The following is a 22,174-nucleotide window of genomic DNA, read 5'->3' as shown; positions in this document are numbered from 1 at the left end:
GTGATCGAGGGGCACACTATGGCCGAGCGTGACTATCCCGACCAGGAGAAGGTCCTCGCGCTCCTGTTCCGCGCCCACGACGTGCCGGCGCGCCGAACCGGTCTGTCCGTTGGAAAGATCGCGGACGCGGCCATTGCCCTCGCCGATACGTCAGGTCTCGACGGCGTGTCGATGCGAGGGCTGGCCCACGAGCTCGGCGTGGGCACGATGTCGCTCTACAACTACATATCCACGAAGGCCGAGCTCGTGCCGGTCATGGCCGAGCGGGTCATCGCCGAACTGCCCGAGGTCGAGCCGTCCGGCGGAAACTGGCGCGCGGCGCTCGAACGGATCGCCGACAGCTACTGGCACCTCTACCAACGGCACCCGTGGTTACTCGAGGTTCCCGTCACCCGGCCGCTGCTCGGGCCGAACGGTCACCGGCAAGCCGAAGCCGAGTTCCGCGTCGTCGACGATATCGGCCTCGACGAGCGCGAGATGGCGGCAGTCATCGAGGCGGTTCACAAGCACACTGCCGGAGCCGCGCGCCGCACGCTGGAGATCAGGCGAGACGCGGAACGCAGCGGGATGACCGACGACCAATGGTGGTATACGATCGCGCCGTCGCTCGCCGTACACCTGAGCGATATGTACCTTCCCGTGACCGAGCGCGTCGGAACCGCCATCGGCGCCCCGCACACGGATCCCCGCTACGACTTCGAGTTCGGGCTCGCGCTCCTGCTCGACGGCCTGGAACGATTGCTCACCACCCGGGAATGACGGCGTTCGGGCCGATCCCGGATGGGCTCCGCGCTGTTCGCGGCGGCACGGCGCGGCGCTGGTATGGCATCGACGTGACAAGAGGAGAAACATGGGCGTGATCGAAATCGGTGGTCACCGGCCACGGACCGGCATGGCGACCTGGATCGCGGACACCGCCACGCTGATCGGACAGGTCGTCCTGGAGGACGGGACGAGCATCTGGTATGGCGCGATCCTGCGCGCCGACGGTGACACGATGATCATCGGTGCCAACAGCAACGTTCAAGATGGCTGTGTCCTGCACACTGACCCGAACCGTCCGCTCGCCCTCGGTTCCGGTGTCTCGGTAGGGCATCGCGCCGTCCTGCACGGTTGCACCGTCGGTGACGACGTCCTGATCGGCATGAGCGCCACCGTCATGAACGGGGCGCGGATCGGTGCCGGGTCGCTGGTCGCGGCTGGAGCCGTCGTGTTGGAGGACACCGAGATCCCGGAGCGCTCGTTGGTGGCCGGCGTTCCCGGCAAGGTCCGTCGTTCGCTGACCGACGAGGAGTTCGCGTCGATCCAGCAAAACGCCGAGATCTACGGCACGCTCGCCCGCCAGTACGCCCGGGAAGCGCGGCCCGCCTGACACGCGGGTCTCGCGGACGTTTCCGAGATCGCACGCGTGCTGCCGACCGGCGCGATTCGCTCCTAAGCTTGGACGTGGAAGGTCATACGTCTCCATGAGGAGCAGCCGTGGCTGAGCAGACGACATATGACTCCACGACCGCCCTGGTGGTCGTCGACGTCCAGAACGACTTCGCCCACCCGGACGGCAACCTGTACGTGTCCGGTGGCGATGCCGCCATCGAAGCTGTCAACCGGGAGATCGACGCAGCGCACGAGGCGGGGTCACTCGTCGTCTACACGCAGGACTGGCATCCACCGTCCACTCCGCACTTCCAGAAGGACGGTGGCACGTGGCCGGTCCACTGCGTGCGCGACACCTGGGGAGCCGAACTCCACGGCGCTTTGCGGGTCGTCGATGGACCCGTCGTGCGCAAGGGTACCGGCGGTGAGGACGGCTACTCCGGTTTCAGCGTCCGCGATCCCAGCAGCGGCAAGGAGGACCGCACCGAACTCGAGGGCCTCTTGCGCGACCGAGGCGTCGAGAACGTCGTCGTCGTCGGTCTGGCACAAGACGTCTGCGTCAAGGAGACGGTGCTGGACGCGCAGCGTCTCGGGTTCGACGCCGTCGTCCTCACGGATGCCACCCGCCCCGTCGATCTCCAGCCTGGTGACGGTGATCGTGCCCTGTCGGAGATGACGGCAGCCGGCGCCACCGTACGTTGAGCCACGGCCGTGCCGCTGCCGCGACGGCTAGCCCGCAAGAGCCGCGAGAGTCAGCAAGCTCGCGGCAAGTGCCATTTCGACGATCGCGCCGAGGACGTCGCCACTGATGCCGCCGAACCTCTGAATGCACCGGCGCAGCACGAGAGCCGTCGCGGCACCGGCGACACCGAGGGCCACCGGAGCCGACCACGAGGAGATCATCTCGGCCGACGGGTCGGCGGCGAGCAGCACCCCACCAAAGATCACGCTGACCAGAAGGAGCAGCCCGGCGGCCCGTAGCCGCCCGACCGTGCCCGCAACCACGGCGCCGAGGCCGTCCGGGCGGGCCGCCGGGACACCACGCACGCAGCCGAGCGTGAGCATCGCCCGCGATACGACCACGCTGCCCGCGACACCGGCACCCGCCGCCACCTCGGTGCCGCCGGCCAGCCCCACGGTGCCGAGGTGAGCTGCCCCGGCGATCTGGGCCATGAGCACCATGACGACAGCTACGACCCCCGCCGGTCCGGTATCTCCCGTGCGCATGACAGCCAGCGAGCGTTCCCGATCATATGAGGCAGCGAGGCCGTCGGCGGTGTCCGCCAGCCCGTCGAGGTGAAACGCCCGGTCCCCCAGCCGCAGGGTCACGACAACGAGGACAGCGGCGACGAGAGACCCCGTTCCGGAAACGAGCGCGATCCAGAACACCATGCCTGCCGGGACCGCGAGCAGCAGGGCAGTCACGGGCGCGAGAACCATCGCGGAGGCAGCGACGCGGCTACCGACCGCGATCGGAGCACCGATCGGGACCGTCGTCAACGTCCCGACGGAAAGCCGCCACGCGTCCATCGTCATACCTGGTCAACTCACGTTCAGGTCGGCAAGCGACGCCATGCGGGTGCAGACTGCCACCGCCGAGCGCACGATCGGCAGCGCGGCCAACGCGCCCGTGCCTTCGCCAAGGCGCATGTGCAGCTCGACGACGGGTTCGAGGCCGAGATGGTCGAGTGACGCGGTATGCGCCGGTTCCACGGAGCGGTGCCCGGCCAGCCACCACGTCGACGCACCCGGAGTGAGCAGATCGGCGACCAGGGCGGCGGCCGTGACGACCACGCCGTCCAGGATCGCCGGGACGCCCTGCTCGGCCGTTTCGGCCAGAAAGCCGGCCATCGCGGCCAGGTCGGGCCCGCCGATGGTTGCGAGGAGAGCGGCAGGATCGCTGCGCACGGCGTGGGCGCGGTCGATGGCCGCAGCCACGATCTCGGTCTTTCGCCACAGCGTGGGGTCATCCACGCCCGTTCCCCGGCCGGTGACCTTCTCCGCGTCGAGTCCCAGGATGGCGCCGGTCAGCGCCGCGGCGATCGTCGTGTTACCGATGCCGAGATCACCGGCGACGAGCATGTCGGCCGGCGGTGAGCACGTGAGTTCCTCGCGCATCATGACCCGGCCGGCCTCGATCGCCGCCTGGGCCTGATCGCTTGTCATCGCATCCTCGGAGTCGATCCGGCCCGTGCCGCTGCGGATCTTGTGTTCTGTGACCGAGGTGGACAGATCGCTGAGGTCCGATGCGACGCCCAGGTCCCGTACCCGCACGGTCGCGCCATGCTCGCTGGCCAGTGCATTGATCGCCGCCTGGCCGGTGGCCACGGTACGCACCATCGCAGCGGTGACGGACGCCGGATACGCCGAGGCATCGGCCGCGATCCCATGATCTCCGGCGATCACCGTCACGCCGGTTCGGCTCGGGTAACGGGGTGCCGGAGCTCCTTGCCGTCCCGCGAGCCAGACACCGATCTCTTCCAGGCGCCCCAGCGAGCCGACCGGCTTGGCCAGGCCATCGATCAGCTCCCGGGCTTGGTCCCCCGAATCGCGGTCGACCGGGGCGGGCACGCCGCGGCGAGCCTGCCCGGCAACCTCCGAATGGGATTCCGGTGGCTCGTGCCGCGCCGGGGTGCTCGCCGTTTCCGGGCCGAGATCGAGGGTGCGACCGGCAACACACAGGACAACGCGGTCGGCTTCGGCCGAAAGCCGCTGGTTGAGCGTCCCGAGGAGATCGCGAAAGAGCCGCCCCGCCCGGGTCTCCGGGACGATGCCCCAGCCCACCTCGTTGCTTACCGCCACGACACGTGCCGACGACGTTCGCCACGCCTGCACGAGCTCGTCGATGGCGGCATCCACCTGGGCCATCGCCGTCTCGGAGGCACCGGCGCCGTCGCCGCCGTCACCCTCGCGGTGGCCGCCGCCGTCGTCGTTCCAGGCGCCCGCCGCATCGAGTACTGCTGTCAGCCACAACGCGAGACATTCCACGATCACCGTGCCGGTGGCCTCGCGCAGGACCGAGGCGACGTCGCTGGTCTCGCGCGTCAGCCACGAAGCGGGGCGGCGCTCCTGGTGACGCCGCACCCGCTCGGCCCACTCCTCGTCCCCCGGCCTCGGCCCGGCGGTGGCGACGTAGACGACGTGCCCGGGTTTGTCGAGTTCACGCACCCAGTTCTCGGCGAACCGCGATTTCCCCGAGCGGGCCCCGCCCAGCACCACGATCTTTTCCACAGCGACCTCCCTCACCCCCATCTCCGCTGATCATGAACGGTTATCGACCACATGGGCCGACTAGTGTTCATGATCATCGAGGGGGATTGTCCCGGGATGAGGCCGGGAAAGGGATCGCTCACGTCCACGACTCCGGTACCCGGCTCACCCGCGATCCTCGACGAGCATTCGAGCCGCTTCCACATCCAGGCATTCCGGCTTGCCACGAGGCTCCACGTGCGGGCACGTCGAGGTGGCCTACGGTTGCGGGACAGCGCCGGAGTCCGACCGGCTTCCCCCGAACGTGAAAGACCCTGGCAGGCTTCGCCATCCGGCGCCTCCTGCCAACGTAGGAAGAATGCCACATCCCGCCGCACCAACCAACCGGCAGCCCCTCCCCTCCCGTCCCTTTCCGCTGATCATGAACACTAGTCGGGCCATGTGGTCGATAACTGTTCATGATCAGCGGGACGGTGGGGCGCGGGCGGTGGCGTACCATGCACCCAGACTGACGACGACGCGGCGAAGGCAGGGTGAGGCGCGACCGTGAGCTGGACGACGACGGCCGGTCTCGCCGTCGGCACGGCAGCCGACGCGCTGCTCGGCGATCCACGACGCGGCCACCCGGTCGCCGGATTCGGCCGCGCCGCTGCCTCTCTCGAACGCGCGTGGTGGTCCGATTCCCGAGGCCGGGGCGCGGCCTATGCAACCGTCGCCGTCGGTGTCCCCGTCGTCACCGCCGCCATCGCGGAGCGCATGCTCGATCGGACGATTCCGCACACCGTTGCCACGGCCGCGACAACGTGGGCAGTGCTCGGGGGTCGCAGCCTGACCCGGGAAGCCGAGCTGCTCGGGCGCTCACTCGCAGACCACGATCTGGACGCGGCGCGCCGCCGTCTGCCGCACCTGTGTGGCCGGGATCCGGCCACGCTCGACGCCGACGGGCTCGCACGCGCCACCGTCGAGTCGCTCGCCGAGAACACCTCCGACGCCGTCGTCGCTCCCCTGGTCTGGGGTGCGGTTGCCGGGCTCCCCGGTCTCGTCGGTTACCGGGCGGTGAATACGCTCGACGCGATGGTCGGGCACAAGAGCGAGCGCTATCGCCACTTCGGATGGGCATCGGCGCGCCTCGACGATGCCGCCAACTACCTGCCCGCGCGCCTCGCCGGTGCGCTCACGATGCTCGCGGCACCCCTCGTCGGCGGGTGCGCTCGCGATGCGCGCCGTGCCTGGCGTCGCGACGCCCACCGGCACCCCAGTCCCAACGCGGGGGTGGTCGAGGCCGCCCTTGCCGGGGCTCTCGGCCGCCGCCTCGGCGGGCGGACCGTGTACCCGTACGGCGTCGACGACCGCCCCGTCCTCGGTTCGGGCCCGGCAGCAACGGCTGCCGACATCCCGCGCGCCGTACGTATCTCCCGGGCCGTATCGCTCGGCACGCTGGCCACCGTCACCGCCGCCCGCGTCGGCGCGTCGGCCCTGCGGAAGCGAAAGCCGGCGCGATGACCACGCGTGCGGGAGGCCTGCTCGTCGCGGGAACCACCTCGGATGCCGGCAAGAGCCTGGTGGCCGCGGGTATCTGCCGCTGGCTCGCGCGACAGGGAATCCGGGTGGCGCCGTTCAAGGCGCAGAACATGTCCAACAACTCCATGGTCTGTCCCGACGGCGCGGAAATCGGCCGCGCACAGTGGGTGCAAGCGATGGCGGCCGGGATCGCGCCCGAAGCGGCGATGAACCCGGTGCTGCTCAAGCCCGGCAGCGACCACACGTCGCACGTCGTCCTGATGGGTCGCCCGAACGGCACGCTACAGGCTGGCCAGTATGCCAGCGGACGCAACACCCTCGCGGCCGCCGCCTTCGGCGCTTTGGACGACCTGCGCGCCCGATTCGACGCCGTCGTCTGCGAGGGCGCCGGCAGTCCCGCCGAGATCAACCTCCGCGCGGGCGACTACGTCAACATGGGGCTCGCTCGCCATGCCGGCCTGCCCGTGATCGTGGTCGCCGACGTCGACCGGGGCGGCTCCCTGGCGTCGATGTACGGCACCGTCGCCCTGCTCGACGCCGAGGACCAGCGTCACCTCGCAGGCTTCGTCGTCAACAAGTTCCGCGGCGACGTCGACATCCTGCGTCCCGGTCTGGAACGCATCGCGGAGCTCACCGGCCGGTCCGTGCTGGGCGTGCTGCCGTGGCTCGACGGCGTGTGGATCGACTCCGAGGACGCTCTCGCCCTCGGCGGCTGGAGCAGCGGGCTGGCAGCCGACGCCTCGCCGTCGCCCGGCGACGACGCTCGCGGCGGCGGGCATGCCGGCCGGGCACTCACCGTGGCCGTCGTGCGCCTTCCACGGATCTCGAACGCCACCGACGTCGACGCCCTGGCCTGCGAACCCGGCGTGTCGGTCACGCTCACCACGGATCCCGACGTCGTGGCCACCGCTGATCTCGCCGTGCTTCCCGGGAGCCGGGCCACCGTCTCCGATCTCGGGTGGCTGCGCCAGCACGGGCTCGACGCGGCGATCGTGGCCCGGGCGCGGGCCGGGCAGGCCGTGCTCGGCATATGCGGCGGGTACCAGATGCTCGCCGAGCGGATCGTCGACCCGGTCGAGTCCGGGCACACCGTCGACGGGCTCGGGCTCCTCCCCACCGAGGTGACGTTTGTCCCGGACAAGAGGCTCGGACGCCCGCGCGGGTCGTGGCTCGGCCACGAGGTCGACGCCTACGAGATCCATCATGGCGTCGCGGCCCGCTCGGCCAGTCCCGGCGCACACCAGGGACATCACGGCGAGTCACCTGCCGGGCACGTGGAGCCGTTCCTGGATGGTTGGCGACAGGGAAGCGTGTGGGGCACGACCTGGCACGGGGCATTCGAGAACGACGGCTTCCGGCGCGCCTGGCTGATGGAGGCAGCTGCCGGACGCGGACGACCGTGGCGGCCGGCCGGTGGGCCGGGTTTCGCCGAGCAACGAGAGATCATGCTGGACCGGCTCGCCGACGCCATCGCTGACCACCTCGATACGACGGCGATCATGCGTCTTGTCGACAGCGGCCTGCCGGAAGGGCTGCCGGTGATCTCGCCGGAGTGGCGTAGCTAGCCGTGTTGACCTGGAGCGCGCTCCAGGCCGTAGCGTCACAACCATGCACCTGCGGGTCTGGTCACGCCGAGCGATAGCGGCGGGCGGCACCCGCCAGGCGCGGTCGCGTCACAACCGTGACGCGAGACTGCCAAACCCCTAACGAGAGGCATCGCTGTGGAACTCGGAATCCACCTCGTCTTTTTCGACCACGCCGATGGGCCGGCCGGCCTGGCGCCCGAGCTGGCCCGCTCCGCCGAGGCCGCCGAGCGAGCCGGCGCCAGCTGGCTGTCCGTCATGGACCACTTTTTCCAGATGGAGCACGTCGGGCTCTCCGAGGACGCCATGCTGGAGGGCTACACCACGCTCGGCTACCTGGCCGCGCACACCTCGAACGCTCAGCTCGGCCTCCTCGTCACCGGCGTGACGTACCGGTATCCAGGAATACTCGCCAAGATCGCCACCACCACCGACGTCCTCTCCGGCGGGCGCGCGACGCTCGGGATCGGCGCCGCGTGGTACGAACGGGAGCACCACGCCCTCGGGGTCCCCTACCCGCCCACGGCCGAGCGGTTCGAGCGGCTGGAAGAGGCGTTGCAGATCTGCCTGCAGATGTGGGATCCGGAGAACAACGGACCGTTCACCGGCACGCACTACCAGCTCGCCGAGACCATCTGCACGCCGCAGCCGGTCAGCCAGCCGCATCCGCCGATCCTCATCGGCGGTGGCGGCGAGAAGAAGACACTGCGTCTCGTGGCGCAGTACGGGGACGCCTGCAATCTGTTCGCGTCGTCGCCCGAGGAGGTCGGACACAAGCTCGACGTGCTCCGCCGGCACTGCGACGACGTGGGCCGCGACTATGCGGAGATCAAGAAGACCTTGCTCTACACCGGCGAGACACTCGGCAACGGAGACGTCGACGGCTTCATCGCCGCCGTAGAGCCCTACGCCCGCCTGGGCATGCAGCAGGTGATCGTCATACCACCGAACGCGCACGGGGCCGCGTGGATCGATAAGACGTGCGTCCCGGCCGCGTCACGGCTCGCCGAACTCGGCTAACCTCGGCTAACTCCGTCGGGCTCCGTCGAGTCGGCGTGATCGCCGGATTATCAACGATCGTCGACATGGACATGTGCACGAGCGTCAATGATCAGTTGTGACAGGGAGTCACGCCACGATGCGGCACGAAAGCCTTTCTTCACGCAAACTTGAATAAAGGCCCGCAGTTCAGTTCCGGAAGGAACCGTGCTCATGGAAGGCACCGACCGCATTCGCTGGCATCGCGGCACATTGATCACAACGATGGTGGCCGTTCTGGGAATCGTCATCGGCCTCGTCGCGGGCATACTGATCGGTCGGGCCAGCGCACCACTTCCGGAATCGTGCCGCGAGGCCGTGCGGGCGGCGGAGAGCGTGGCAGCAGCCATCGAGGAGGAGTGGGCAACCGCGTCGGCAGCCGTGGACGCGACACAGCGGGCGCTCGATGACTCCGATCTGCCGGAGCTGGCCGCCGAGTGCCTCAGGTAATACCGCCCGACGTTCCCTCCCGGCTGCCGCACCAGGGCTGCATGCTGATTGAATGCTGGAAGTGAGTGATCCGCCATCGTCGGGCGACGAGCTGGTCGACATCGTCAACGAACGGGATCGGGTCGTCGGCCGAGCCTCGCGACGCGATGCCTACGCCCGGCGACTCCCGCATCGCTGCGTGTTCGTCCTGGTGCGCGACCATCTCGGACGCGTCTTCGTCCACCAGCGGACCGCTTCCAAGCTCATCTTCCCGTCGCACTGCGACATGTTCGTCGGCGGCGTCGTCCATGCCGGCGAGTCTTACGACGACGCGGCAGTACGCGAGGCCCGAGAAGAGCTGGGCGTGGCCGAACTCGGCCAGCTGACGCGGCTGTTCACGTTTCTCTACGACGACGCGGAACACACGTGGTGGTGCGCGGTGTACGAGGGACGCTGTGACGTGCCCGTTCGTCCACAGGCCGACGAGATCGCCTGGCACTCCTTCCTGACCGACGACGAGCTGGACCGGCGGTTCTCCGAATGGACGTGGACCCCCGACAGTGCGGAAGCCTACCGTCGCCTCCGCTCCCGCTGATCATCGACGTTCTGGGCGGCGGTGACCCCGAACACCGGACGCGCCGCGCGCGAAGGCATGCCAGACTGATGCCTGACGTGCGGCCGTGAACCGGAGGGACACCCATGCCAGCCACCCACCAGTACGAGATCGCGGTCGAGTGGACGGGAAACGAAGGCACGGGCACCTCGCACTACCGCGCCTTCAGCCGAGCACACGAGATCCGTGCTGAGGGGAAGTCAACCTCCATAGCCGCTTCTGCGGACCCGGCATTCCGTGGCGACGCGGAACGATGGAATCCGGAGGAGCTCCTGGTCGCCGCGCTCTCCGAATGCCACATGCTCTGGTATCTGCACCTGGCTGCTAACGCTGGTGTGGTCGTGACTGCTTACACGGATTCTCCGCTCGGCACCATGGTCATGGACGGCGCTGGATCCGGCCAGTTCACCGAGGTCACACTGCGTCCGGTCGTCACCATCACCGACACAGCGATGGCCGACAAGGCCCAGGAGCTGCATCACGATGCCGCGAGCAAGTGTTTCATCGCCCGATCGGTGAACTTCCCCGTCCACCACGCTCCCGAGACACAGGTCGCCTAACTGATCGACGCCTCGCGTTCGCGCGACTTCGACACCCAGACAGGCAGGAACTGTGCCGTTCGGGCCCTTTTACCGCATGTCTCGAGGTCGAAGTCGAGAGTCGGACGCCGTGTCCGGGACAGGGGCGGACTCGACATTCCACGGTCCCGTAGGATCGGAGTCGACCATCCGACGTCACGGCAGGAACGCCGGTGAGGGCACCTCGCGTGCCCGATACCGGGGCCGTCCCGCGACTGTGACCGGGGAGCCGGCCCTCACCGCAAGCCACTGGGGCGCTGGATCGGTGACGGAGGCGCCTGCTCGACTCGCTGGCGCTTGCCCACACCGATCACGCGACTCGGGAAGGCCGAGGGCAGGTGACGATCCGGAAGCCAGGACACTGCCCGGCGTCGTCCGCCGATCCGGGTGCGGGTGACACCCGAGAGAGGACATCATGAACCAGCCACCGTCCCATGCCCGCCTGCTCCTGCTGTCCACCGCCGACACCGACCTGCTCACCGCCGTTCGAGCCGACGACCGGTGGTCGGTAGCCAACCCGGCGCGCACCTCCACCGACGACCTGCCGGTCCTCCTCGAGAACGCCGACGTCGCGGTGGTCCGCCTGCTGGGTGGCCGCGAGGCGTGGCCGGACGGGCTCGACGCGGTGTGTGCCTCCGGGGTTCCCACCGTCGTCGTCAGTGGCGAGTCGAGCCCGGACGCGCAGCTGCACGCGCATTCCACCGTGCCGACGGGGGTGGCCACCGAGACGCAGCGTTACCTGGTGGCCGGCGGGCCGGCCAACCTCGCCCAGCTCGCCGCGTTCCTGTGCGACACGATCCTGCTGACCGGCGAACCGTTCGAGCCACCGGCCGAACAGCCACGGTTCGGTATCCACGACGGCCACGCGGGCACGCGGGCCGAGGACACGGCGACGACGGAGGCGACCGGCGACCAGCACCGCCCCGTTGTCGGGATCGTGTTCTACCGCTCGCACGAGCTCTCCGGCAATACCGCGTTCATCGACGTCCTCTGCGAACAGATCGAGGCCGCCGGTGGCGTACCGCGACCGATCTTCACCGACTCGCTGCGCGGCATCGACCGCGACGAGTACGCGCCGCTGCGCGAGCTGCTCGGCCGGGCCGACGTGGTCATCACCACGGTCCTGGCCAGCGGCGGGCTCGTCGGCGGCAAGGCGGTCGCCGGCGAGGATGACGACGCGTGGAACACCGCCGTCTTCGAACGGCTCGGCGTCACCGTCATCCAGGGAATGACGCTCACCAATACCCGCGACGAGTGGCTGGCGAGCGACGGCGCGATGAACCCGATGGATGCCGCCACGCAGATCGCCCTCCCCGAGTTCGACGGGCGGATCATCGCCGTGCCGTTCTCGTTCAAGGAGATCAGCGACGTCGGTGTACCGCATTACGTCGCCGATCCGGAGCGGGCCCGCCGCCTAGCGGGCATCGCCGTGCGCACCGGCCGGCTCCGGGAGGTACCGAACGCGCGCAAGCGGGTGGCGCTCGTCCTGTCCAGCTATCCGACCAAGCACGCCCGCGTGGGCAACGCCGTCGGCCTCGATACCCCGGCCAGCGCCGTCGAGGTGCTCCGCGCGCTGCGCGACGCCGGCTACGACATCGGCGACCTCGATCTCGACACCCTGGGTCGGGGTGAGGCCGACGACGGCGGCGATGCCCTTCCGGGCGACGCTCTCGTCCACCGGCTCATCGCTGCCGGCGGCCACGACGTCGAGTGGCTCACAGAAGAGCAGCTATCCAACGCCGTCGCCAGCGTGCCGCTCTCCACGTACGCGTCCTGGTTCCACACGCTTCCGCCTGGCCTGCGCGCGAGCATGACCGAAACCTGGGGCGATCCTCCCGGCGAGCTCTACGTCGACACCAGCGGCGACGAGCCGGCCATCGCGATCGCCGGCCTGCGCTTCGGCAACGTCGTCGTGATGATCCAGCCGCCGCGCGGGTTCGGGGAGAACCCGGTGGCGATCTACCACGATCCCAACCTCGCGCCCTCACACCACTATTTCGCTGCCTACCGCTGGCTCCAGGAGCCACAGAGTGCTGGCGGCTTCGGCGCGGACGCCGTGGTCCACCTGGGCAAGCACGGCACGCTGGAATGGCTGCCGGGCAAGGGGCTCGGCCTGTCCGCCGAGTGCGCGCCGGACCCGGTGCTGGGTGACCTTCCGATGGTCTACCCGTTCATCGTCAACGACCCCGGAGAGGCGACGCAGGCCAAGCGCCGCTCGCACGCCGTGCTGGTGGACCATCTCATCCCGCCCATGGCCCGCGCCGACACCTACGGAGATCTGGCCAAGCTGGAGCAGCTGCTGGACGAGTACGCCACGGTCAGCGAGCTCGATCCCGCCAAGGCACCCACCGTGCGCACCCAGATCTGGGAGCTCGTCACGCAGGCCCAGCTGCACCACGACCTGCATACCGACGAGATGCCCGGCGAGGACGAGTTCGACGATTTCGTCCTGCACGTCGACGGCTACCTGTGCGAGATCAAGGACGTGCAGATTCGCGAGGGGTTGCACGTCCTGGGGCAGGCTCCGGAAGGCAACGAGCTGGTCAACGACGTCCTGGCGGTGCTGCGCGCCCGGCAGGTGTTCGGCGGGGAGACGGCCCACCGCGGCCTGCGAGGCGCTATCGCCGCGTGGGCCGGGCTGGACGAGCAGGCGCTGCTGGCCGAGCCCGGAGCCGCCGTGGAGAAGACGGCGGGAGTTAGCGCGCTGCTCGACGTCATCCAGGCGCGGCAGAAGCAGATCGACGACGCCAGCGACAGCGGCTCCGTATCCGGCGACGGCGCCACATCCTCGTCCATTCCGGCGGCACGCACCGCATCCGACGTCGTCGACCTGCTGGAATCGGCTGCCCGGGCGCTCGTGGAGGAGCTGGCCGCACGCGAGTGGCAATCGGGCGAGGTCGAGCGCGTCGTCGCCGACGTGCTCGGCGCCGAGGTGGATCGCACCGGCGAGATCGCCGACGTCATGCGGTTCGGCGCCGAGCAGCTCGTCCCGCGCCTGGCCCGCACCACCGACGAGATCACAAACTGCCTGAACGCGCTGGACAACCGCTATGTCCCTCCGGGTCCGTCCGGATCACCGACGCGGGGACTGGTCAACGTCCTCCCCACCGGGCGCAACCCGTATGCCGTCGATCCCAAGGCGGTCCCGTCCCGGAACGCGTGGGACGTCGGCGTGTCCCTAGGTGATTCCCTACTGCGTCGCCACAAGGCCGAGACGGGCGCTTACCCGACGTCGGTCGGCCTCACCGTCTGGGGCACGGCCGCCATGCGCACGCAGGGTGACGACATCGCGGAGGTGCTCTGGCTGCTCGGCGTGCGGCCGCTCTGGGACGACGCCTCCCGGCGCGTGACCGGGTTCGAGGTCGTCCCCGCCGACGAGCTCACCCTTGACGGCGAGCCACGGCCCCGCGTTGACGTGACGGTGCGTATCTCCGGGTTCTTCAGGGACGCGTTCCCCCACGTCATCGGCGTCATCGACGATGCCGTGCGGACGGTGGCCGAGCTCGACGACGATCCGACAGAGAACCATCTGCGTGCCCACGTCACCGAGGACGTCGACGGCGGCACCGATCCGCGCCGGGCGACGGCTCGGATCTTCGGCTCCAAGCCCGGGTCGTATGGCGCCGGGTTGTTACCACTGGTCGACGCCCGCAATTGGCGCACGGATGCCGACCTTGCCGAGGTCTACGCCGTGTGGGGTGGCTTCGCCTACGGCCGCGGGCTCGATGGTGTCGAGGCGCGAGACGACATGGAAAAGGCCTTCTCCCGCATCCAGGTGGCGGTGAAGAATCAGGACACCCGCGAGCACGACATCGTCGATTCGGACGACTACTACCAGTACCACGGCGGCATGGTCGCCATGGTTCGCCATCTGTCCGGCTCGGCGCCCGCCGCCTACGTCGGCGACTCCGCCGTTCCCGAACACGTACGCACCCGCTCGCTGTCCGAAGAGACCTCCCGGGTCTTTCGCGCCCGCGTGGTCAACCCCAAGTGGATCTCCGCGATGCAGCGTCACGGCTACAAGGGTGCCTTCGAGATGGCGGCCACCGTCGATTACCTCTTCGGCTACGACGCCACCGCCGGCGTCGTCGAGGACTGGATGTACGAGACGCTCACCCGCGAGTACGTGAACGACCCCGAGGTGGCCGAGTTCTTCCGCCAGTCCAACCCGTGGGCGCGCAAGGGCATCGCCGAGCGGCTGCTCGAAGCGTCGCAGCGCGGGCTGTGGTCCGAACCGTCCGACGAGGCGCTCGAAGCACTCCAGCAAGCCATCCTCGAGACCGAAGGTGACCTCGAAGACTAGGAGGCGAGCGGCCGCCGGTCGTTCCGCAGACAACGGTGCCGTGCACGTTGAGTCCACCTCAGAGAGCGCTTTCCTCGATCCCTCGACGTGGACTCAGCGCGCACGGGACGTGGGTTCAGCGTGCACGGCACCGTGAGCCGACGTGCAGACCCACCTCAGCCGAGATCCGACAGATCGGTGTTGGCACCACACAGCACGACGGCTACCCGCTCGCCAGCCGCCGGTCGGTAAGCACCCGACAGCAGCGCGGCCAGGGCCGACGCGGTGCCGTGCTCCACCACCGTGCGGTACTCCTTCCAGAGCATCTGCCGTGCCTCGACGATGTCGGCGTCCTCCACGAGCACCGAGTCGACGCCGGTGCGTACCGCGACCTCGTAGGCGATGGTGCCCACCCGCGAGGCACCCAGCGAGTCGGCTGCGATGCCGGACACGTCGACGTCCACGGGGCCACCCACGTCGAGCGCCGTGCGCAGCGTGGGGATAGCTGCCGGTTCGACGGCAACCACGCGGGCGCTTCCTTCGACGGCCGCGGCGACGCCAGCCATCAATCCGCCGCCCCCGACGGCGAGCAGGATCGTGTCCACCTCACCACCCGTCTGGTCGAGCAGCTCCCGCCCGAGCGTTCCTTGACCAGCACAGATTTCCGGCTGATCGTACGCATGACAGAACAGCGCCCCCGGCTCTTCGGCGCGGGCCGTCGCCGCCTCGTACGCGTCCGCGTACTTGGTGCCCACCTGCATCACGTCCGCTCCCAGGTCCCGGAGCTTCTTCACCTTCACCGGTGGCGCGTTCTCCGGCACGAACACCTGTGCCGGTAGGCCGTGCACTCGCGCCGCGTGGGCGAGCGCCATGCCGGCGTTCCCTCCGGACGCGGCGACGATCACGCGAACCGGGTCATGATCCGATTCGCTTGACGGGGCAGCGGATGCTTCGAGAGCGGCACGGATCCGGTTGAATGCACCCCGGGCCTTGAACGAGCCGGTGTGCTGAAGCTGCTCAAGTTTGAACCACAGCCGTCCCGCCGGCGCGATGACGTCGGGCTCGACGTCGATGACCGGGGTCCGGCGAATATGACCGTCGATACGGGCATGTGCGGCACGAACATCAGAAAGATCGACCATGTCCCCAATCCTCGCCTACCCCGTGGCATGCCGCCAGAACCGGCATCAGTATCCGGAGTTGCCATCCTCCTCCACCGCGACGTCCCCTTCGATCGCGTTGCCGGCGGGGTCGAGCACGAACCAGACGTCGTTGACGCCCTGGCCCTGAATGTCACCCGGGCCCTCGTCGCTGGCGAAGTAGTACAGGGGCCAGTCGCCGTAGGTGGCCTGTGTCATCCCGTCGTCACGCTCGATCGTGCCGAGCAGGTCGGCGTCGACACCCTCGCCGGCCTCGAACTCTCCCTCGAGGATCGGCCAGGCGCTCAGGCAGTCCTCGTCGACGCACGCGCTCTGCCCGGGCGAATCTTCAGTGAACAGGTAGACGGTGCGTCCCTCGTGGTCCACGAGGATCTCACCGGCATCGGTGTCCGTCACGGTCAGGTGCGGACCCTCCGGGGCGGCCACATCGCCGTCGTCGTCGCTGCATGCCCCGAGCGCACCCAGCGCGACAATGCCGAGCAGCGCGAGCGACATCCGTAGTCGGCGGTTCATCGAACCTCCAAGCATCGGTCGTCCGGATGGGCACGTCTCACCGGACCTGGTGTCCATCCGAGGTGTTCGGACACCGGTTGTACGACGCGAAGCCGGACGGAGATTGCGCGCCGCGGAACGGATTCACCCTCGTCACGGCGAGCAAGGCCGACTTCTTGGGTTTGCGGAACGTCCAGAGCGGCATCGAGGGCTCTGGACGTTCCGCAGAGCCAAGAAGTGAGTTCCAAAAAACGGCGCCGGATGCCGATCCGGTACACTGTTCACTGCCGTGGCGTATGGGAATCCGGTGTGAAACCGGAGCGGCCCTCGCCACTGTGATCGGGGAAGCTCCCGGCCGTCCCGTCAAGGGAGCCACTGGGTGGCGCGCCACCTGGGAAGGCAGGCCGGAGGGTGTGGATCCGTCAGCCAGGAGACCGGCCACGGCACTGCAAGCGACGTTCCACGAGGTGATGGAAGGCGGTCGTCCATGGGCCGGTCAGTACGCGAGCGCACCGATGCCTGCCCCGGAGCTCTCACCACACACCATGCCGCGGACGGCCCGCTCGCGCGTATCCGCGTCCCGGGTGGGGCCATCTCCGCCCCGCAGCTAGCCGCCCTGGCCGGGGGCGCCGACGAGTGCGCATCCGGCAAGCTTCACCTCACGTCGCGCGCCAACGTACAGATACGCGCCGTCCGGGACGTCGACGACCTCGCGGCTCGCCTGAGTGGGGCCGGTTTGCTTCCGGCGCCCCCACACGAGCGAGTGCGCAACATCCTGGCCTCTCCGATGAGCGGCATCCGTGGGGGCCTCACCGACGTCCGGCACCTCGTCACCGAGCTCGACGCGGCGATCTGCAACGAGCCCCGGTTGACGGAACTTCCCGGCCGGTTCCAGTTCGGCCTCGACGACGGTCGAGGTGATCTCCCGCCGGGCTCCCTCGACGTCGGCTGGCGTGCCGTCGACGACACGAGCGGCGCGCTCGTCGTCGGCGGTGCCGCCAGCGGCCTGCATGCCGAGAGGAACGTCGCCGTTCCTGCCATGATCAGCGCCGCGCTCGCCTTCCTGGATCTGCGTGCGGAGGACGGGAGCGGCGCCTGGCGAGTGCGCGAGCTCGATCCCACATCCCTGCACCGCCTCCCTCCGATGATCATGAACACTTATCGACCCATGGGGTCGATAAGTGTTCATGATCATCGGAGAGGGGGCGGGGCGGAGAGCGTCGGCGTCTACCGGCACTCCACCGGCGACGCCGTAGCCATCGTGGCCGGCGTGGCCTTCGGCACGCTCACCAGCGCCCAGCTGCGGCTGCTCGCCCAGCTCGCCCCCGAGCGGGCCGTCGTCACGCCGTGGCGCTCGGTCATCGTGCCGGGTCTCGACCCCGACGCCGCCGCTGACGTGACCGCCCGGCTCGACGAGGCTGGCTTCCTGCTGAACCCCGGCGATTCGGCACTGCGCGTGAGCGCGTGCATCGGCAGCCCCGGATGCGCCTCCTCGGCTGCCGATGTCCGGACGGATGCGCGCGCCGTCCTCGCCGAACTTCCGGCCGGCCCACCGATCCACATCAGCGGATGCGAGCGGCGCTGTGGACGGCCGCAGGCCGAACACGTCGACGTCGTGGCCACGAGCGAGGGCTACGTCGTCAACGGCGGCGCCCCCACTGGCCTGTCCTCCATCGTCCCGGGGAGGGACTGACATGCACGACTACATCCGCGACGGCGCCGAGATCTACCGCCAGTCGTTCTCGACCATCCGCGCCGAGGCGAACCTCGCGAACCTTCCACCCGACGTGGCGACCGTAGTCGTGCGAATGATCCATGCCTGCGGCATGGTCGACCTGGTCGACGACATCGCGTTCTCCGCCGACGTGGTCTCTGCCGGGCGCGCGGCCTTGCGGGCCGGAGCGCCGATCCTCACGGACGCGAACATGATCGCCAGCGGCATCACTCGCGCCCGGTTGCCGGCCGACAACGACGTCATCTGCACGCTGTCCGACCCGCGTGTTCCCGAGCTCGCCCACACGGTGGGAACCACCCGCAGCGCCGCCGCCCTCGACCTGTGGCGCGAGCAGCTCGCGGGGTCCGTCGTGGCCATCGGCAACGCGCCGACCGCGTTGTTCCGGCTGTTCGAGCTGCTCGACGACGGCGTCCCGGCGCCCGCCGTCATCATCGGCGTGCCGGTCGGGTTCGTGGGGGCCGCCGAGTCGAAGGAGGAGCTGGAGAAGCGCGCACCAGCACCATATCTGACCGTCCACGGCCGCCGCGGGGGTAGCGCGATCGCCACTGCCGCCGTGAACGCCGTGGCGAGGGAGGACGAATGAGCGACGCCGCATCTAGCAGCGACTCGCACACCGACGTGCGCACGGACTCGCATACCGACGTGCACACCGGCTCGCCCGACGACTCGACCGTCGGCAGGCTCTGGGGTGTCGGGCTGGGTCCGGGCGATCCCGAACTGATCACCATCAAGGCAGCCCGCCTGATCGAGCGAGCCGACGTGATCGCCTACCACAGTGCCCGGCACGGGCGTAGCATCGCTCGCTCGATCGCCGAGCCGTACCTGCGTGGCGACCAGATCGAGGAACCCCTCGTCTATCCGGTCACCACGGAAGGAACGCGGCATCCCGGTGGCTACGAGGGCGCCCTCGCCGAGTTCTACGAGCACGCCGCCAAGCGCCTGGCCGAGCATCTCGACGCCGGGCGGGACGTCGCCCTGCTCTGTGCCGGTGATCCGTTCTTCTACGGCTCCTACATGCACATGCACGAGCGGCTCCGCGAGCGTTACGAGGCGCACGCCGTTCCGGGTGTGACCTCCATCAGCGGTGCGGCGGCCGAGCTCGGTCGCCCACTCGTGCAGCACGAGGAAACGTTCACCGTCCTGCCCGGCACCCTGCCGGAACCGGAGCTGGCGCGGCGGCTGGCGGACACGGACGCTGCCGCCATCCTCAAACTCGGGCGCACGTTCACCTCCGTACGGGACGCGCTTGCCGAGTCCGGGCGCCTGGACGGTGCCTACTATGTCGAGCGGGCCACGTGGGGCGAGGGCCGCATCCAGCGGATCGCCGACGTCGACCCGGAGACCGTGCCGTATTTCTCCGTCGCTGTCGTGCCCCGGGACGAACGGGCGACGCACGGGGCCGCGGAGCAGGTCCACGACGTCGAGACCGGCTCCCGTGGCGAGCAATCGGATCCAGCCTGGCGCGGTGAGGTGGTCGTCGTCGGACTCGGACCCGCTGGTACGCAATGGCTGACCCCGGAGGCCGAACAGGAACTGGCCGCGGCTGACCACGTCGTCGGTTACGGCCCGTATGTCGCACGAGTACCCACGCGGGCAGGACAGCAGCGGCACAGCTCCGGCAACCGCGTCGAGGCCGACCGCGCCGTTCAGGCACTGGAGCTGGCGAGGCAGGGCACCCGCGTCGCCGTGGTCTCGTCCGGCGATCCCGGCGTGTTCGCAATGGCCTCCGCGGTGCTCGAACAAGCCGACGACGCGCGGTGGCAGGGGGTCGATGTTCGCGTCGTCCCCGGTGTGACGGCTGCGCAGGCGGCGGCCGCACGCGTCGGCGCACCACTCGGCCACGATTTCTGCATGCTCTCGCTGTCGGATCGCCTCAAGCCCTGGAGTGTCATCGAGCAACGCCTCGATGCGGCCGGCGCCGCCGATCTCGTCGTCGCCCTCTACAACCCCGCATCGCGCAGCCGGCGGGCCCAGCTCGACAAGGCGCGGGCCGTGCTCGCGCGGCACCGGTCACCGGGCACGCCTGTCGTCATCGCCCGCGATGTCGGCGGCGACGACGAATCGGTGCAGGTGAGCACGCTCGAAGGCTTCGATGCCGACGACGTGGACATGCGCTGCCTGGTGATCGTCGGCTCCTCACGCACCCGGACCACGGAACGGCCGGACGGGAGCGTGCGCGTCTGGACACCGCGAACCTACGGGGAAGACGCCGTGTCAACGGCAGGCCAGTCGCCTACTGACTGACCGATCCTGACCCCGCCTGCCCGCTGCTTTCCGGCATCTGAGGAGACGCCGTCCATTGGGTAACCAGGCCGTTCTCACACCCAGGGTGGACGCACACCGACCGAATGCCCTGCCGTTTCCAGCGTGGTGACGACCTCGGGAGGCAACGAGAGACCACCGTCACGTGCCTTCTCGTAGTTGCGCCATTCGAGCTGTCCGGGGTGCCGGATCTCCTCGGCGCCGTCGGCAAGCGGCGCGGCGTGGATCCGGTCGAGGAAGCTCTCGACGCGCGCGGCGTAATCCGGGGAGCCGCCGAAAAGACTCGGGTCGATCGCGAGAAAGGCATGGGACACGTCGTTCGGCCGGTCCATCTCGAAGTACCAGCTGGGCACCTGGTCGGACGTGGCGGCGTTCGCCAGCAGGCCGGTGAGCGCATCCACCAGCAGCGCGAGGCCGTAGCCCTTGTGGCCGGCCATCGGCATCATCGCTCCCTCACCGGGGTAACGCGAGGGATCGGTGGTCGGCCTGCCGGCTCCATCGACGATCCACCCTTCGGGAACCTCGGCGCCGTCCTCGCGTGCCTGGATCACCTTGAGGGAGGCGACCGCGCTCAGGCTGATGTCGAAGACGACCGGTCGGTGCCGTCCCGCCGGCAGCGCATAGGCGATGGGGTTGTTGCCGAGGACCTTGCCGCGCGCGCCGGGCACCGTCATGTTGGGGTCGACGTTGCTCGCCGTGAGCCCGATCAGGCCATCCTCCGCTGCCATCAGGGCGTAGAGTCCGGCCGCTCCGAAATGCGTCGACGAATGCACCGCGACCACGGCGATGCCGGCCTCGCGTGCCTTCTCGGTTGCCGTTCGCATGGCCTGAGTCCCGCTGACCATACCGATCGCGTGGTGGGCGTCGAGCAGGGCGAAGGCCGGTCCGTCGACCTCGGTCGTCGGACGGGCAGTGAGATCGATCGCACCCCGCCGGGATTTCTCGAGGTATCCGGCGAGGTTCTTCAGCCCGTGCGAGTGGATGCCGAAGGCGTCCGTGCGGGTGAGCAAGCTCGCGGTGGCCTGCGCGTCCTGCTGGCTGGCTCCGGCCGCGGTGAGACACTGGGCTGCAAAGGTCTCGAGCTCCACATAGGGAACCGTGGTCATGCCTTGCTCCTGAGCCGATCCGTCACATCGTCATGCCGCCGTCGATCACCACGACGGATCCGGTCATGAAGGCCGCCTCCGCGGATGCGACGTGCGCGATCGTGTGGGCGATCTCGCGAGGCAACCCCAGCCTGCCCATGGGCTGACGATGCACGAACGCCCTCTCGGCTGCGTCCGGGTCAGGGCTGGAGTTGATCTTCTCCTCGATCGCCGGGGTCAACGTCGTACCAGGGCAGACACAGTTGACACGGATTCCGTCCGGCACGTGGTCCACTGCCATGGAGCGGCTCAACGCGACGATCGCTCCCTTGGTGGCGGAGTACACGGCGCGGTCCTGGTGGCCCTTGATGCCGGCCACGGACGCCACATTCACGATCGTCCCGCCGCCGCGTGCGCGCAGCGCCGGCATGGCGGCACGGGACATGAGGATCGTGCTCGTGACATTGACGTCCAGCATGCGCTGGACGTCGTCCTCGGACGTCGTCTCCACGGTGCCGGGAATGGTGAGTCCGGCGTTGTTCACCAGTATGTCGAGGCCGCCGAACTCGGTGACGGCCATCTCGACCGCACCGGCGGCCGTCGCCGGTTCCGCGACGTCGCCCGGCGCGTACGCCGCGCGCCCCCCGGACGCGACGATCTCGTCAACCGTGGCCTGGCCGCGGCCCGCACCATTCCTCGAATTCACGACCACGTTGGCACCGTGCGATGCCAACAGCAGCGCTGTCTCGCGTCCGATTCCGGCACCGGAACCGGTCACAATCGCGGTCCGTCCGCTGAAGTCCACGACGACC

Annotated in this window: 19 protein-coding genes and 2 riboswitches; of the genes, 13 read left to right on the top strand and 6 right to left on the bottom strand. The window is 69.3% G+C overall.

What is annotated here, in order from left to right; translation table 11 throughout:
* Positions 1-18 precede the first annotated feature (18 nt).
* The 3 genes from DPM12_RS11160 to DPM12_RS11150 all read left to right on the top strand — a co-directional run bounded on the left by DPM12_RS11160 (position 19) and on the right by DPM12_RS11150 (position 2,076).
* Complete coding sequence (locus DPM12_RS11160) at positions 19-759, top strand: TetR/AcrR family transcriptional regulator (RefSeq protein ID WP_112258397.1); 741 nt, start codon at positions 19-21, stop codon at positions 757-759.
* 91 nt (positions 760-850) lie between these two features.
* Positions 851-1,372, top strand: a complete 522-nt coding sequence (locus DPM12_RS11155) for a gamma carbonic anhydrase family protein (RefSeq protein WP_112258396.1) — start codon at positions 851-853, stop codon at positions 1,370-1,372.
* Positions 1,373-1,479: 107 nt separating this feature from the next.
* Entirely contained in the window at positions 1,480-2,076 is a 597-nt protein-coding gene (locus DPM12_RS11150; protein WP_112258395.1) for an isochorismatase family protein, read from the top strand.
* A 27-nt stretch (positions 2,077-2,103) separates the two neighbouring features.
* Here DPM12_RS11150 and DPM12_RS11145 read toward each other — a convergent pair whose 3' ends face one another.
* Together DPM12_RS11145 and cobT are read right to left on the bottom strand one after the other, a co-directional pair.
* A complete protein-coding gene (locus DPM12_RS11145; RefSeq protein ID WP_164465320.1) occupies positions 2,104-2,910 on the bottom strand; it encodes an adenosylcobinamide-GDP ribazoletransferase in 807 nt (268 codons plus the stop codon).
* 6 nt (positions 2,911-2,916) lie between these two features.
* Positions 2,917-4,605, bottom strand: coding sequence for a nicotinate-nucleotide--dimethylbenzimidazole phosphoribosyltransferase (gene cobT / locus DPM12_RS11140; protein WP_211658807.1), 1,689 nt, complete (start codon positions 4,603-4,605; stop codon positions 2,917-2,919).
* A 525-nt stretch (positions 4,606-5,130) separates the two neighbouring features.
* Between cobT and DPM12_RS11135 the strand changes: the two genes are divergently transcribed.
* The 7 genes from DPM12_RS11135 (at position 5,131) to cobN (ending at position 14,649) form a co-directional block, all read left to right on the top strand.
* A complete protein-coding gene (locus DPM12_RS11135) occupies positions 5,131-6,087 on the top strand; it encodes a cobalamin biosynthesis protein (RefSeq protein ID WP_112258393.1) in 957 nt (318 codons plus the stop codon).
* A complete protein-coding gene (locus DPM12_RS11130) occupies positions 6,084-7,670 on the top strand; it encodes a cobyric acid synthase (RefSeq protein WP_112258392.1) in 1,587 nt (528 codons plus the stop codon). The genes DPM12_RS11135 and DPM12_RS11130 overlap by 4 nt, the downstream gene beginning before the upstream one ends.
* 156 nt (positions 7,671-7,826) lie before the next feature.
* Positions 7,827-8,708 (top strand): LLM class F420-dependent oxidoreductase, encoded by an 882-nt coding sequence (locus DPM12_RS11125; protein WP_112258391.1) that lies wholly within the window; start codon positions 7,827-7,829, stop codon positions 8,706-8,708.
* A 192-nt stretch (positions 8,709-8,900) separates the two neighbouring features.
* Entirely contained in the window at positions 8,901-9,176 is a 276-nt protein-coding gene (locus tag DPM12_RS11120; RefSeq protein WP_112258390.1) for a hypothetical protein, read from the top strand.
* Positions 9,177-9,228: 52 nt separating this feature from the next.
* The gene (locus tag DPM12_RS11115; protein WP_112258389.1) at positions 9,229-9,750 is read left to right on the top strand and encodes an NUDIX hydrolase; all 522 of its coding nucleotides are present in this window, start codon (positions 9,229-9,231) and stop codon (positions 9,748-9,750) included.
* Between the two features lie 104 nt (positions 9,751-9,854).
* Positions 9,855-10,328, top strand: a complete 474-nt coding sequence (locus tag DPM12_RS11110; protein ID WP_112258388.1) for an OsmC family protein — start codon at positions 9,855-9,857, stop codon at positions 10,326-10,328.
* Positions 10,329-10,461: 133 nt separating this feature from the next.
* Positions 10,462-10,730: riboswitch (cobalamin riboswitch) on the top strand.
* Positions 10,731-10,761: 31 nt separating this feature from the next.
* On the top strand, positions 10,762-14,649 hold the full coding sequence (gene cobN / locus DPM12_RS11105) for a cobaltochelatase subunit CobN (RefSeq protein WP_112258387.1): 3,888 nt from the start codon (positions 10,762-10,764) through the stop codon (positions 14,647-14,649).
* A gap of 155 nt (positions 14,650-14,804) precedes the next feature.
* Here the strand turns inward: cobN and DPM12_RS11100 are convergent, their stop codons facing one another.
* Positions 14,805-15,770: a threonine/serine dehydratase gene (locus DPM12_RS11100; RefSeq protein WP_112258386.1), complete on the bottom strand. Its 966-nt coding sequence runs from the start codon at positions 15,768-15,770 to the stop codon at positions 14,805-14,807.
* 45 nt (positions 15,771-15,815) lie between these two features.
* Complete coding sequence (locus DPM12_RS11095; RefSeq protein WP_211658806.1) at positions 15,816-16,301, bottom strand: COG4315 family predicted lipoprotein; 486 nt, start codon at positions 16,299-16,301, stop codon at positions 15,816-15,818.
* A gap of 252 nt (positions 16,302-16,553) precedes the next feature.
* A riboswitch (cobalamin riboswitch) is annotated at positions 16,554-16,737 on the top strand.
* 30 nt (positions 16,738-16,767) lie between these two features.
* Here DPM12_RS11095 and cobG point away from each other — a divergent pair.
* The 3 genes from cobG to DPM12_RS11080 are packed head-to-tail and all read left to right on the top strand — an operon-like array spanning position 16,768 to position 20,259.
* The gene (gene cobG, locus DPM12_RS11090) at positions 16,768-17,973 is read left to right on the top strand and encodes a precorrin-3B synthase (protein ID WP_112258384.1); all 1,206 of its coding nucleotides are present in this window, start codon (positions 16,768-16,770) and stop codon (positions 17,971-17,973) included.
* Between the two features lies 1 nt (position 17,974).
* Positions 17,975-18,598, top strand: coding sequence for a precorrin-8X methylmutase (locus tag DPM12_RS11085; protein ID WP_112258383.1), 624 nt, complete (start codon positions 17,975-17,977; stop codon positions 18,596-18,598).
* Complete coding sequence (locus DPM12_RS11080) at positions 18,595-20,259, top strand: precorrin-2 C(20)-methyltransferase (RefSeq protein ID WP_112258382.1); 1,665 nt, start codon at positions 18,595-18,597, stop codon at positions 20,257-20,259. Before DPM12_RS11085 ends, DPM12_RS11080 begins: the two co-directional genes overlap by 4 nt.
* A gap of 74 nt (positions 20,260-20,333) precedes the next feature.
* On the opposite strand, the gene DPM12_RS11075 is transcribed toward DPM12_RS11080, so the two are convergent.
* Both DPM12_RS11075 and DPM12_RS11070 read right to left on the bottom strand, forming a co-directional pair.
* Positions 20,334-21,383: an Ldh family oxidoreductase gene (locus DPM12_RS11075; RefSeq protein ID WP_112258381.1), complete on the bottom strand. Its 1,050-nt coding sequence runs from the start codon at positions 21,381-21,383 to the stop codon at positions 20,334-20,336.
* Positions 21,384-21,405: 22 nt separating this feature from the next.
* Positions 21,406-22,167: an SDR family NAD(P)-dependent oxidoreductase gene (locus DPM12_RS11070; RefSeq protein WP_112258380.1), complete on the bottom strand. Its 762-nt coding sequence runs from the start codon at positions 22,165-22,167 to the stop codon at positions 21,406-21,408.
* Between the last annotated feature and the right edge of the window lie 7 nt (positions 22,168-22,174).

Origin of the sequence: Phytoactinopolyspora halophila, assembly GCF_003287285.1 — a bacterium.
GTDB classification, from domain to species: Bacteria; Actinomycetota; Actinomycetes; order Jiangellales; family Jiangellaceae; genus Phytoactinopolyspora_A; species Phytoactinopolyspora_A halophila.
This window is presented reverse-complemented; position numbering and strand designations above follow the sequence as displayed.

What these genes read in the sequence shown, in the direction of transcription:
- cobN (WP_112258387.1), top strand. Translation starts at nt 10,762, where the DNA reads ATGAACCAGCCACCGTCCCATGCCCGCCTGCTCCTGCTGTCCACCGCC.
- DPM12_RS11145 (WP_164465320.1), bottom strand. Translation starts at nt 2,910, where the DNA reads ATGACGATGGACGCGTGGCGGCTTTCCGTCGGGACGTTGACGACGGTC.
- cobG (WP_112258384.1), top strand. Translation starts at nt 16,768, where the DNA reads ATGGGCCGGTCAGTACGCGAGCGCACCGATGCCTGCCCCGGAGCTCTC.
- DPM12_RS11075 (WP_112258381.1), bottom strand. Translation starts at nt 21,383, where the DNA reads ATGACCACGGTTCCCTATGTGGAGCTCGAGACCTTTGCAGCCCAGTGT.
- DPM12_RS11095 (WP_211658806.1), bottom strand. Translation starts at nt 16,301, where the DNA reads ATGAACCGCCGACTACGGATGTCGCTCGCGCTGCTCGGCATTGTCGCG.
- DPM12_RS11160 (WP_112258397.1), top strand. Translation starts at nt 19, where the DNA reads ATGGCCGAGCGTGACTATCCCGACCAGGAGAAGGTCCTCGCGCTCCTG.
- DPM12_RS11115 (WP_112258389.1), top strand. Translation starts at nt 9,229, where the DNA reads ATGCTGGAAGTGAGTGATCCGCCATCGTCGGGCGACGAGCTGGTCGAC.
- DPM12_RS11080 (WP_112258382.1), top strand. Translation starts at nt 18,595, where the DNA reads ATGAGCGACGCCGCATCTAGCAGCGACTCGCACACCGACGTGCGCACG.
- DPM12_RS11155 (WP_112258396.1), top strand. Translation starts at nt 851, where the DNA reads ATGGGCGTGATCGAAATCGGTGGTCACCGGCCACGGACCGGCATGGCG.
- DPM12_RS11130 (WP_112258392.1), top strand. Translation starts at nt 6,084, where the DNA reads ATGACCACGCGTGCGGGAGGCCTGCTCGTCGCGGGAACCACCTCGGAT.
- DPM12_RS11085 (WP_112258383.1), top strand. Translation starts at nt 17,975, where the DNA reads ATGCACGACTACATCCGCGACGGCGCCGAGATCTACCGCCAGTCGTTC.
- DPM12_RS11100 (WP_112258386.1), bottom strand. Translation starts at nt 15,770, where the DNA reads ATGGTCGATCTTTCTGATGTTCGTGCCGCACATGCCCGTATCGACGGT.
- DPM12_RS11120 (WP_112258390.1), top strand. Translation starts at nt 8,901, where the DNA reads ATGGAAGGCACCGACCGCATTCGCTGGCATCGCGGCACATTGATCACA.
- DPM12_RS11110 (WP_112258388.1), top strand. Translation starts at nt 9,855, where the DNA reads ATGCCAGCCACCCACCAGTACGAGATCGCGGTCGAGTGGACGGGAAAC.